The sequence below is a fragment of the Bacillus sp. GC_Bacil_1 genome (genome assembly GCF_026540675.1).
GTDB lineage: Bacteria > Bacillota > Bacilli > Bacillales > Bacillaceae_G > Bacillus_A > Bacillus_A cereus.
The window spans coordinates 108329-120883 of the sequence record NZ_JALNUG010000003.1 but is presented as its reverse complement, the minus strand read 5'-3'; the positions used below and the strand labels follow the sequence as shown (position 1 = coordinate 120883).

Below are 12555 nucleotides of genomic sequence, written 5' to 3'. Positions count from 1 at the left end.
AACTGTAATAAGTTGCTCCTTTTTCATATATAGATTATTTTTCTGTTTCTTTAATTTTAGTTTGTACTTCGCCAGTTTTAATTTTATTGCTTTCTGAGAAGCGTAATAAATCGCCTTCAATAATTTTGTCAGACATTCGTAATTCATTTTGTGCACGTTTAATGAGGGCTTGAGCTTCTTTTTTTGGTAAATCTACAATTTCACCTGTTATACGGTCGTAGAAAGTGTTGTTTTTGTATGCATACTTATCTGTAATGAAGCTACCATCACGTAAAACAACAAAGCCAGTATATTCATCTGAAAACATATCATGGCCAAAACGAATATCATTCGTAGAATCAACACCTAATAAATTTAGAATAGTAGGTTTCATATCGATTTGTCCAGTAGGCTTTGAAATAGTTTGACCTTCTGTTTGTCCAGGAATATGAATATATAAAGGTGTACGTTGTAAATTTAAAGTATCAAATTCTGTTATTTGATCTTTTTCTAAAAACTGTGCCATTGCACGATTATGTTTTTCGGAAATACCATAATGATCACCGTATAACACAATAATAGAATCATCGTAAAGCCCCTCGGCCTTTAGACGTTCAATAAATTTTTTAATTGATTCGTCTAAGTAACGTGCTGTTACGATGTAACGATCAAATACGCCATTACCAGAGTTGTATGGTTCAATGAATTTTGTATCTTCATCATACGTAAATGGATAATGGTTTGTTAAAGTAAGGAAACGAGCATAGAATGGTTGATTAACAGTTTTTAATATATCTACTGATTGATCAAAGTATTCGATATCTTTTAATCCCCAATTTAAATTTGTTTCTGGTGTAATTTTGTAATCAAGCTCATTATAGTAACGATCATAACCAAGAGCAGAGTACATAATATTACGATTCCAAAATGTTGCGTTATTCGCATGGAATACAGAAGTGAAATAACCTTGCTGACGTAAAATTTCTGGAGTTGCAGTATAATCATTGTTACCGTGTGTGAAGAATACAGCCCCTCGATTTAATGGATACAACGACGTATCGATTAGAAATTCAGAATCGGATGTTTTCCCTTGACCAGTTTGATGGAAAAAGTTATCAAAGTAATAACTTTCATTTATGAATTCATTTAGGAATGGTGTAACTTCTTGCCCATTGACTGATGCGCCTATTAAGAAGGTTTGCAAGGATTCAAGAGTGACGACAATTACATTTTTTCCTTTCGCTGCACCAAACATATTAGGGTTTGGCTCGCTTTGGTTTGCTTTTACGTAGTTTTCAGTTTCTTGTAATTTACTACTATCAGCAAGCGCTTTTTGTGAACCGGCTTTTACTTGCAGTGTTAAGTCATATACTTGGTGAGTATATAGGCCTAAATTTTTGACAAGCATTACTCGGTCGAATGATCTCGTTAATAATTCAGGGCGCTCTTTTTCTGCAAGATGTAGATTCGCAAAGAATACACCAATTGTTAAAAGAAAGTATAACAAGCGTGTAGAATGAGTTACACGTTCGGTTTTAAAGACCAATGATTTCTTTTTTAATAAAATAAAGAAGAAAACAATGTCTACGAATGCGAGTATAATTTTGTAGTTTAATATTTCTATAATACTGCCGCCTAATTGTCCAAAGTTTGAGGTTTGTCCAAGTACTGGTAATGTAACGAAATCACTATAAAAATCATAGAACATTACATTTCCAACGAGTACGATTGTTAATAAGAAATTAATACATAGCGCTATATAATTTCGCTTTTCACCAGTTGAAAATAATGCTAATCCAACAAATGCTAATGATGCGGCTAGAGGACTAATAAACAAAATAAGCTCTTGCGTTGAAGACTCGATTTTTAAATCAAAACTGAATCGCGTAATAAGATATGTTTTTAACCATACTGCTAAAGCCATTATTATAACAAAGCTTATATTTTGCATTTGTAAATTTATTTTATTCTTCATTTTTACACCTTCTTTATACAATTTATTTAACTGAAGTTATATATTATGTTTTTATAACTATTAGAGTGTAATGAACCATTTAGACTCTGTTTTCTAAAGGGAATAATTTGAAGTATTCATATACATACAATGGGGATTTTTAAAGCGTAGTAGCATAAATATAACTCTTTTTGAGAAACGGACAGAACAAGTCATAGTTGTAGTGAAATTGACTTATAGACATCCTACCATATTAAACACTATGATGATGTTACAAAATATCGAACAAATGAAAGTGAAAATGGATAGAGACTTTTAAAACTGTTGACATTCAATTTATTAGAATTGAATACCAACAGTTTTAAATATGTAGTTATATTACATATGTATCTTGTAAAATTCCGATTTTTTGTCGGTTAATCATTAGCCGGGAAGGATAGGAGGGCTTATTAATATATTTTTACTATATAAGTAAAGTGTTTTGAAATTAGGAATATTTGACTAGAATCTTAATGATAGAAATTAAATGTCAGATAAGTACTTTCCAACATACAGACCACTTGCAGCTGCTTGAGATAATGAGTGCGTAACGCCTGAACAATCTCCAATTAAAAATAGCCCATGTATACTAGTTTCAAAATGATTATTAATTTTTATCGTAGGAGCATAGAACTTTCCATCAATTCCATATAGTAAAGTATGTTGATCAATAGGTTCTTGTATAAATTGTTCTAAACGTAATAAAAATTCTTTGAGCCCTTCAATATATAATTGAGGAATTTCTTGATTCAAATCTCCATAATCCCCCTGTAGTGTAGGCTGTATACGGCTATGTTCCATGCTGTTTTCCGCTGTAGGTTGTTTCTTTAGTAAGTCCTCTAAGCGCTGTATAACAACCCGATCTCGTCCTTGGTTAATGCCTTTAATAATTGAACTTGCGTATACATTTGCTTCTTTGAGAGTTGGAAAATAGCGAGGAATAAATAAAGTGAAATTTAAATTAGAAGTGCCAGTTCCTTGCTCTCGAAAATTTTGACCGTCAGGCATAACTAAACCTTCTTCGTACTTTCGAATGATGCGTCCTTTTGGATTCATACAGTAAGTAGTTGCTGTGAAATGCTCACCTTGATAAGAAAGTTTTGTTTCAAAAGTATCTTTTAATATAGAACGTAATTGATGTTCTTTCATTTCTACTCTAATTCCTAAATCTACACGTGTTTGCTCCTGAGAAATATTTAGGGAACTGCACATTTCTTTTAACCAATCGGCCCCAGAGCGCCCAGTTGCAAATACTAGTTGCTTAGTTTGAACTGTTCCTTGATTTGTATCTATTGTAAAATGATCTTCCTGTTTCAGAATATGTTGTACATCTATATGAAATTGGATCTTTATTTTCGTCAGTAAAAATTCATAGAGCTGCTGAAAAATGTTACTGGAAAGTGTAGTACCAAGATGTCTTACTTCTGTTGTTAGCATTTGTAAACCACACGCTTCAGCTCTCTTAGTGAGACTTGAATTTTCAGTAGAATATTTTGAAACCGAACTTCCACCAAACTGACATAGAATTTCATCTACTTCAGCCATGAGTTGTATAAAACCCTCTTTACCGACTTTTTTCTCAAGTTCTCCGCCAAATCCGTTTGTATAATTAAATTTCCCTTCAGATTTGCCTAAACCACCAAACCCGAAATATTTATCACATGTAGTACAATTACACACTTTTCCTTCGTCTAAAGGACAATGGCGATCTTCTAGCGCTTTACCTTTATCAAGAATTAAAACTTTTTTGTTACTTTTAGCTAGTGAATAAGCCATAAAAATGCTACTTACTCCAGCGCCGATAATCGTAATATCATACATATTCTTCCACCTGCTAACGAATAGTTTGTTTTTTATTTTTCTAGTGTATAACAATTTTATGAAGTTAAGAAATAGCTTTTATTAATAAAGTGGGAGTTTTTGAACTTGATGCTTTATTAATTTCTACGAGTGGTGGAGTAAATACAAAAATTTTTATTTGAAAGAAGAAACAGTTAAAAAAATAACTATGTCATATGATTAATAACATCTTACATAGAAAAAAACAGACCTTTTAAGTGAAGAGGTCTGTTAATGATTTTAAATCTTATTTAGCAAACACATGATTACCAATTACTGCTACTGTTTGACGTGTCGTAATCCACTTGTCCGTTGATGTTTTTGGATTGTAGAAATAAATCCAGTCTGAATCTACTCCATTTGTGGAGATAGCCTCTTCTACAGCCATTTTTGCTTCTGCACTTGCAGGTTGATTAATTCTTCCATCTGTAATAGGAGTAAATGCATATCCGTATTTAATAGGTTCATAAATAACGCCTGTTATTGTATTTGGAAAACCTTTTGCATTTACACGATTTAGTATAACTTTGGCTACTGCTACTTTTCCTTTATAGGATTCGCCACCTGCTTCAGCGGTAACTAAGCGTGCCATTAAGTCTTTTTCTTTTTGTGAAATACTTGAGTTGATTTTTAAATGTTGTCCTGTATAAAGCTTGTTTCCGACTGTATTGTTCATTTGTTTTATAGATTGGACAGTGACATTGTAACGCTTTGCTATCGTTTCTAATGAATCTCCCGGTTGTACTTGATAAATAATTTGTTCAGAAATGTTCGCAGGCTTGGCATTTTGAGGAACAGTGATTTCATTTGATTTCACGGACCCTGGAATATGTAACTGTTCGCCAATAAAGGTTTTATCGTTTCCTTTATTATTAGCCTGTTTAATGGATTGTATTGAAACTCCGTATTGTTTACTAATGCCCCAAAGTGTATCGTTCTTTTTTACTGTATGAATGGTAGAAGCTTCAGCTGTACTTTGACTACATACGAATGTAATTGCGGCCGCAGATAAAGGAATTATATGTTTTATTTTTAGTAATTTCATTGTAAATCCTCCTAAGAAAAAATTAAGGTGAAACGATTAAGTAATGTAGTTTGGAATGTGTATATGCGTAATATATTAATGTAAGTATATTAGCACATATAAAATAAATAATCACTATAAGTTTCATATTCGTTTAGTGTAGAGTCAGAATATGAAATATTGCATATGAAAATACATTGAAGTTCATATTTCTGATTACTATAATCTATTTAGTAGAAAGGGAATACGTTATAGAATTAATCATTATAGATTAATATAATGATTAATAATTATTAATAGGAGGATTGATGTAATGAAAATATTTCAAAAAATGTGTGCGTCAACTGTAATCATTACAACACTTTTAGGAACAGGAGGCACTATCAATAGTGTATATGCTGATTCTATAGAACAGCAGAGTAAATTAGGGATAGAACAAGAAACAGATAAGCAAATCATTGTAAAATTTAAAGCGGATTTGGATTTGCCATATGAAGATGGTATTGAAAAACGAATACAATCTCAAACGAATGATAAAGTAATAAAAGATCTTTTGACAGAATATCCAGATGTAACATTTACTCGTTTATTCACATCTGTAAGCCCGGAACAAATACAAAACCTTGAAGTGAAAGCACCTAATCATGTATCTACAAGTTTATTAAACTACTATATTCTTCAAAATCAAAATAGTGGGTATGAAGAAATAGTAGATAAGTTAAAGGCATCTTCTTTAATAGAAGATGCGTATATGAAGAAACAAGAGAAAATAATGCCACCTGAAGTGCAATCATCAAGTGTAGCTCTTAATCCTAATAACAATCCTAGATTTAAAAAACAAGGTTATCTTGAAGCAGCCCCATACGGTATTAATGCGCCTTTCGCCTGGGGAATTCAAGGCGGTAATGGAAATGGTATTACTTTTGTTGATATGGAATACGGATGGCTATTAAATCATGAGGATTTATTACATCAAAATATTGAATTAATGTCTGGAAGAAATATAAATCAGCATGTCGGTCATGGGACGTCTGTACTAGGAATTGTATCCTCTGAGGACAATGAAGTCGGGAATATTGGGATTGCGCCAAAAGCGAAAGCAAAGGTTATCTCTCAAATAAGAGATAACGGACAGTATAATACGGCTGATGCAATATTAAGCGCTGTAAATGAGTTAGAAGCTGGGGATGTTTTATTATTAGAGGCGCAAGCATCCTTTGATGGATATGGTGATAAATATTTACCTGTTGAAGTACAACCAGATATTTTTGATGCAATTCGTGCTGGTACAGATAAGGGAATTGTAATTATAGAGGCTGGAGCAAATGGGTGGAATGATTTAGATCAGTTCAAAGATAGAAAAGGTAAGCAAGTCTTAAATCGTAATAGTAAAGATTTTAAAGATTCGGGTGCAATTATGGTAGGAGCTGGCTCTTCATCTTTCCCTCATGAACGTATGTGGTTTTCGAATTATGGAAGCCGTATTGATGTGTACGGATGGGGAGAAAATGTAGATACAACTACAGCTGAGCAAAGTAGAAGTGCTGTAAATCTTTATACTTCAAGCTTTAGCGGAACATCTAGTGCCTCGCCAATTATTGCTGGGGCAGCCACTTTAGTACAAAGCATTGCTAAAGAAAATTTAGGACAACCATATAGACCAAGTGAACTAAGAGCAATATTAAGCAACCAGAGCACAGGAACAAAATCTAAAGATCCATATGCAGATAAAATTGGTGTTTTACCAGATTTGAAGTCTATACTAGTAAACTTAGGTTATGAACAAAGAAAACCAAACGGTGGGAATGAGTTACAAGTAACAGAAAATGAACCAAACAATGAGCCTAGACAGGCAAATAAAGTTAACTTTCATACACCGGTGAAAGGAACGCTACATAATAGTGATAGAGTAGATGTATTTACTTTCCAAATTGACTCACCGGAAAATATTAATATTTCTCTACTAAATGAACAAAATATCGGAATGACATGGGTACTTCATCATGAATCAGATTTAAATAACTATGTAGCATATGGTGAAAATGAAGGAAATGTAGTTAAAGGAACTTATAATGCAAAGCCAGGGAAATATTATTTATACGTCTATAAATATGAGAATAAAGATGGTTCATATGTATTGAACATAAAATAAGCAAAAGGAACTTCAGATGAAGTTCCTTTAAATTTTTCTAATTTAGTATATGTGAATGATTTTTTAACTTTACTTCTATGCAATATTTCATATTGATGAAATGTTATTTATTTTTTATGAACTAGCTTATATTATATTCAATAAGTTTGATGTAAAAACAGAAAAAGTGAGGGATAATAATGAGCAATAAGAAGTTAATTTTGAAATTATTCATATGTAGTACAATATTTATCACATTTGTATTTGCTTTACATGATAAGAGAGTAGTTGCAGCTAGCTCTGTTAATGAGCTTGAAAATTGGTCAAAATGGATGCAACCTATACCTGATAATATCCCGTTAGCACGAATTTCAATTCCAGGAACACACGATAGTGGGACGTTCAAGTTGCAAAATCCGATTAAGCAAGTGTGGGGAATGACGCAAGAATATGATTTTCGCTATCAAATGGACCATGGAGCTCGCATTTTTGATATAAGAGGACGTTTAACAGATGATAATACGATAGTTCTTCATCATGGGCCATTATATCTTTACGTAACACTGCATGAATTCATAAATGAAGCGAAACAATTTTTAAAAGATAACCCGAGTGAAACAATTATTATGTCTTTAAAAAAAGAGTATGAGGATATGAAAGGGGCAGAAGGTTCATTTAGTAGTACGTTTGAAAAAAATTATTTTGTTGATCCTATCTTTTTAAAAACAGAAGGAAATATAAAACTTGGAGATGCTCGTGGGAAAATTGTACTACTAAAAAGATATAGTGGTAGTAATGAATCTGGAGGATATAATAATTTTTATTGGCCAGATAATGAGACGTTTACCACAACTGTAAACCAAAATGTAAATGTAACAGTACAAGATAAATATAAAGTGAATTATGATGAGAAAGTAAAATCTATTAAAGATACGATGGATGAAACGATGAACAATAGCGAGGATTTAAATCATCTATATATTAATTTTACAAGCTTGTCTTCTGGTGGTACAGCATGGAATAGTCCGTATTACTATGCCTCTTATATAAATCCTGAAATTGCAAACTATATAAAACAAAAGAATCCTTTGAGAGTGGGCTGGGTAATTCAAGACTACATAAATGAAAAGTGGTCACCATTATTGTATCAAGAAGTTATAAGAGCGAATAAGTCATTAATAAAAGAATAAAGATGATGAGAGTAAGAAGCGATAAAATATATCGCTTCTTTTTCTTTTCCAATAACCAACAATAGAAATTGTACTTTTATAATAGAAAAAAATAAAAACATAAGATATAATCATACATATAAAATTTGTACCTATAAATTTTATATGTATGATTGAATTTGATTTGTTGTAATGAAATGGAGGTATATACTATGAAGTTTCCACATGATTTTTTATTCGGAGCTGCTTCAGCTTCTTATCAAGTAGAAGGTGCATGGAATGAAGATGGAAAAGGTGTTACGAATTGGGACGAGTTTTCAAAAATTCCTGGCAAAACATACAATGGAACAAATGGTGATGTAGCTGTTGATCATTATCATCGATATAAGGAAGATGTTCGCTTAATGGCTGAGATGGGATTAGAATCGTATCGTTTTTCTATTTCTTGGGCGAGAATATTGTCGACTGGAGATGGAAAGGTAAATGAAAAAGGGATTGAATTTTATAACAACTTAATTGATGAATGTTTAAAATACGGGATTGTGCCGTTTGTCACTTTATATCATTGGGATTTACCATTACCGTTAGAAAAAGATGGTGGATGGACGAATAAAAGAACAGCAGAGGCTTTCGTAAAATATGCAGAAACTTGTTTTAAGGCATTTGGTGACAGAGTTAAGCATTGGATTACTTTTAATGAGACAGTAATGTTTTGTGGATTAGGTTATTTAAAAGGTGCACATCCACCAGGAATCCAAAATGATGTTCCAAAGTATTTTCAAGCGACTCATTATGTATTTTATGCACATGCGAAAACAGTTGCGGTGTACAAGCAGCTGAAACAATATGGTGAGATTGGGATTACACATGTTTTCTTACCTGCTTATAGTGTGGATGATCAAAAAGAAAATATACAAGCAGCAAATCATGCGAATGAATATGAAACGTATTGGTATTATGATCCAATTTTAAAGGGCGAGTATCCGTCTTATGTTGTACAACAATTAAAGGAAAAAGGATGGACTCCTAATTGGACGGTTGAAGAATTAGAAATCATTAAACAAAATGCAGAAGAAAATGATTTTATTGGCTTGAATTATTATCAACCAATACGAGTAGAAAGATACGATATGGATATAAAGAGTGAGGAACATTCTCGAGAAAACTCAACGCTTGCTCCAGGTAACCCTTCTTTTGATGGTTTTTATCGAACAGTTAAAATGGATGATAAAACATATACAAAATGGGGATGGGAAATATCTCCCGAAGGTTTCTTAGAGGGATTGCATATGTTGAAAGCGCGTTACGGTGACATAAAGATGTATGTAACGGAAAATGGACTTGGTGATGAAGATCCAATCATTGACGGAGAAATTGTAGATGTTCCGAGAATTAAATTTATTGAAGCGCATTTAAAAGTAATGAAGCGTGCAATTGAAGAGGGAATTAACTTAAAAGGTTATTATGCATGGTCAGTGATTGATCTTTTAAGTTGGTTAAATGGATATAAAAAGCAATATGGCTTTATTTTTGTCGATCATAATGATAACTTAAAACGTAAGAAGAAACTTTCGTTTCATTGGTATAAATGTGTGATCGAAACGAGAGGGGAAGAGTTATAACAGATAAAAGAGTATTTTAGGAGAAAGTGTATGAGTGCAAAGTATAAACAAATTGCAGATGTGTTAGAGCAAAACATTCGAGATGGGCTTTTTAATGAAACGAAAAAACTACCTACAGAAGAAGCGTTGATGAATCGATTTGAAGTAAGCCGTAATACGATACGTAAAGTAATTAGTCAGCTTGTGAATAGAGGTTATATTTTTCAAGTGCAAGGTAGTGGCATGTTTTTACGCGAAACTTCTGTAACAGATTACATTAATTTAGGAAGTTTACGTGGATTAACGAAAAATCTTGTTTCACAAAATATTGAAACGAAAGTGTTAGAGCTGGAAGTAATAGATGCGGACGAAGAGATAGCAAAGCGGATGCAATGCGAAGCTGGAACTAGGTTGTATTTTTTGAAGCGCTTAAGAATTGTAGATGCTAAACCATTCTCTATTGAAGTAAGTTATTTCAAAAAGGATATTATTCCATATTTGAACGAAGAAATAGCATTAAGCTCTGTATACAGTTATTTCATTGAAGATTTACGATTAAATATTGGTTTTGCTGATAAAGTTATTAGTTGTGAAAAAGTAAATAAAGAAAATGCACAGCTTTTAGAATTAAATGAAGGTGATCCGGCGCTTCTTATTGAAAATACAGTGTATCTTGTAAATGGAACAATTTTTGAGTTATCTCAGTCGATGTTTCATTATGAAAAGGCGAAACTTTTAAATCGAATTAATTTTAAATGAAAAATTATCGTGTGAAAAAAGCAACTGGTCCTAAGTGATCAGTTGCTTTTTATTTTTTAAGTGGATGAGCAAAAAAACACGAAAGTGGTTGGTCCGCTTTTTGCAAACATCTATTATGATAAGAGAAGAAAGGTAGTATGTTATCAACGTTTTAAAGAGGAAGGTTTTTATGTAAGTTCTTTAATTAAAATAGATAGGTCTTAGAGAGGTGAAAAGACAATGAGTTTTGCAATTTCACTAGTCGTTATTATTGTAATTGTATCGCTATTTGGGACTGTACTAGTTGCAAGAAACGTGGAGGAGAATTACGGTAAGTCTACAAAAAGAAATGTGAAAAACTTATCTGCAATCTATATTCTTCTTCTTTTTGTTCTACTGGCCGGGGTAACATGGTATGCGGTAATGATTTGATAGTTTGTAAAAGAACTGGAAATGAGAGTATGAAGTTGGAATTTCAGAAGCTATTGAGTAATCAGAAAGAGAACCATTTTGGATATATCCATTTACGGATAAGAAAATGTGACTAATTAATACTATTTTTACGGTGAATACTGTTAGTAAAAAATGAGGATAGTTCGTTTTGAAAGGAGGAAACTAGATGGAATGGAAACCAAATCGTGCAGATAAGACACCTGTATATAAACAAATTGCTGATTATATTGAAAGAGGCATTTCTTCAGGTGAATTTCCTTCTGATAGTAAGTTACCTTCTGAGCGTATATTGGCAAAGGAATTACAGGTGAACCGGAGTACAATAGTAGCTGCGTATGAAGAATTAAAATCACTTGGAGTAGTAGAACGGCAAAAGGGAAGCGGAACACGGGTTAATACAGACATATGGGGTGTCTCACATAAACGAATACCGAACTGGGGTAGGTACGTGGAGGATGGATCGTTCTTACCTAACGTACCACTCGTTCAACAAATTCGAACGGAAACACAAAAAGATGATTTAATTAATTTAGCGAGTGGTGAACTGTCACCAGAATTAATTCCGAGTGATAGATTTCGAACAATTTTGGCGGAGAAAACATTTATGGAAAATCTCGGCTATGACCATCCACTTGGAAATGAGATGTTGAGAAAAACAATTGCAGCACATGTTCAGCAATATAAACAAATTGAAGCAGATTCAAGCTCTATTCTTATTACGTCTGGAGCACAACAGGCGCTTAATCTTATCGTTCAATGTTTATTAAAACCTGGCGATGCGATTGCGATTGAAGATCCGTCATATTGTTTTTCGCTTCCAATGTTTAAATCGGCCGGTTTAAACATATTTCATTTACCTGTTGATGAGCATGGAATGAATCCAGATGACTTAATCGATTTGCACAAAAAGCATCGCATTCGTATGGTATTTTTGAATCCAGATTATCAAAATCCAACAGGTACTGTGCTTTCATTAGCGAGACGTAAAAAAATTTTAGAACTGTCTTCTGAGTTCGGTATACCAATTGTAGAAGATGATCCGTATAGTTTAATTTCTTTTAATGGAGAAGTGAACCCGACATTAAAATCAATGGACCAAAATGGAAATGTTCTTTATATAAGTTCATTATCAAAAATTGTTGCATCAGGATTACGTATTGGATGGATAATTGGTCCTACACGTGTAATTGAGCGTTTAGCAGATGCAAAGCAACAAGTTGATTTTGGCCATAGTGTATTTACGCAGTGGGTAGCAAATCAATTTTTAGAATCAAAGGATTTTCATACACATATTACGATACTTCGTGGACAATTGAAGCAAAGAAGAGATGAATTAATTGCAGAGCTTGAAGGAACATTGGGAGACCGAGTTGAATGTTTCGTGCCAGAGGGTGGAATACATGTATGGTGTAAAGTGAAAGGAAAGTTTGATGAATATCACTTATTAGGTGAATCTATACGGAATGGTGTCGCATTTGTTCCGGGCAGTGTTTTAGGTTCGAAAAATGAATATATACGATTTACGTTTGGTAGAGCGAATATAGAACAAATTCAACTTGGAATTAAACGGTTTGCCGACACGCTAAATGAAATTTCATAATATGGATGTGTGATAGTGAAATGAGGGA

Annotated in this window: 9 protein-coding genes; 6 read left to right on the top strand and 3 right to left on the bottom strand. The window is 32.9% G+C overall.

The window, feature by feature from the left end:
- Nucleotides 1-34: 34 nt before the first annotated feature.
- The 3 genes from OXT04_RS05985 to OXT04_RS05975 form a co-directional block, all read right to left on the bottom strand.
- Nucleotides 35-1954 (bottom strand): LTA synthase family protein, encoded by a 1920-nt coding sequence (locus OXT04_RS05985; protein WP_000791039.1) that lies wholly within the window; start codon nucleotides 1952-1954, stop codon nucleotides 35-37.
- Nucleotides 1955-2455: 501 nt separating this feature from the next.
- The gene (locus OXT04_RS05980) at nucleotides 2456-3793 is read right to left on the bottom strand and encodes an NAD(P)/FAD-dependent oxidoreductase (RefSeq protein WP_000272120.1); all 1338 of its coding nucleotides are present in this window, start codon (nucleotides 3791-3793) and stop codon (nucleotides 2456-2458) included.
- A gap of 265 nt (nucleotides 3794-4058) precedes the next feature.
- Nucleotides 4059-4856 carry a cell wall hydrolase gene (locus OXT04_RS05975; protein WP_090977230.1) on the bottom strand — a complete coding sequence of 266 codons (798 nt, stop codon included), beginning with the start codon at nucleotides 4854-4856 and terminating at the stop codon, nucleotides 4059-4061.
- A gap of 292 nt (nucleotides 4857-5148) precedes the next feature.
- On the opposite strand from OXT04_RS05975, the gene OXT04_RS05970 reads away from it, so the two are divergent.
- The 6 genes from OXT04_RS05970 to pdxR all read left to right on the top strand — a co-directional run bounded on the left by OXT04_RS05970 (nucleotide 5149) and on the right by pdxR (nucleotide 12527).
- Nucleotides 5149-6987 carry a S8 family peptidase gene (locus tag OXT04_RS05970; protein ID WP_090977231.1) on the top strand — a complete coding sequence of 613 codons (1839 nt, stop codon included), beginning with the start codon at nucleotides 5149-5151 and terminating at the stop codon, nucleotides 6985-6987.
- Nucleotides 6988-7166: 179 nt separating this feature from the next.
- Entirely contained in the window at nucleotides 7167-8156 is a 990-nt protein-coding gene (gene plcA / locus OXT04_RS05965) for a phosphatidylinositol diacylglycerol-lyase (RefSeq protein ID WP_000066297.1), read from the top strand.
- Between the two features lie 191 nt (nucleotides 8157-8347).
- Complete coding sequence (locus OXT04_RS05960) at nucleotides 8348-9757, top strand: glycoside hydrolase family 1 protein (RefSeq protein ID WP_090977235.1); 1410 nt, start codon at nucleotides 8348-8350, stop codon at nucleotides 9755-9757.
- A gap of 30 nt (nucleotides 9758-9787) precedes the next feature.
- Nucleotides 9788-10495 (top strand): GntR family transcriptional regulator, encoded by a 708-nt coding sequence (locus tag OXT04_RS05955; RefSeq protein WP_001274912.1) that lies wholly within the window; start codon nucleotides 9788-9790, stop codon nucleotides 10493-10495.
- Between the two features lie 219 nt (nucleotides 10496-10714).
- Nucleotides 10715-10906, top strand: a complete 192-nt coding sequence (locus OXT04_RS05950) for a hypothetical protein (protein WP_000006458.1) — start codon at nucleotides 10715-10717, stop codon at nucleotides 10904-10906.
- Between the two features lie 187 nt (nucleotides 10907-11093).
- A complete protein-coding gene (gene pdxR / locus OXT04_RS05945) occupies nucleotides 11094-12527 on the top strand; it encodes a MocR-like pyridoxine biosynthesis transcription factor PdxR (protein WP_000454956.1) in 1434 nt (477 codons plus the stop codon).
- Nucleotides 12528-12555 lie beyond the last annotated feature (28 nt).

Bases quoted from the DNA above. Each gene is read 5' to 3' on its own strand.
- OXT04_RS05985 (WP_000791039.1), bottom strand. From the start codon at position 1,954: ATGAAGAATAAAATAAATTTACAAATGCAAAATATAAGCTTTGTTATA.
- OXT04_RS05980 (WP_000272120.1), bottom strand. From the start codon at position 3,793: ATGTATGATATTACGATTATCGGCGCTGGAGTAAGTAGCATTTTTATG.
- OXT04_RS05975 (WP_090977230.1), bottom strand. From the start codon at position 4,856: ATGAAATTACTAAAAATAAAACATATAATTCCTTTATCTGCGGCCGCA.
- OXT04_RS05970 (WP_090977231.1), top strand. From the start codon at position 5,149: ATGAAAATATTTCAAAAAATGTGTGCGTCAACTGTAATCATTACAACA.
- plcA (WP_000066297.1), top strand. From the start codon at position 7,167: ATGAGCAATAAGAAGTTAATTTTGAAATTATTCATATGTAGTACAATA.
- OXT04_RS05960 (WP_090977235.1), top strand. From the start codon at position 8,348: ATGAAGTTTCCACATGATTTTTTATTCGGAGCTGCTTCAGCTTCTTAT.
- OXT04_RS05955 (WP_001274912.1), top strand. From the start codon at position 9,788: ATGAGTGCAAAGTATAAACAAATTGCAGATGTGTTAGAGCAAAACATT.
- OXT04_RS05950 (WP_000006458.1), top strand. From the start codon at position 10,715: ATGAGTTTTGCAATTTCACTAGTCGTTATTATTGTAATTGTATCGCTA.
- pdxR (WP_000454956.1), top strand. From the start codon at position 11,094: ATGGAATGGAAACCAAATCGTGCAGATAAGACACCTGTATATAAACAA.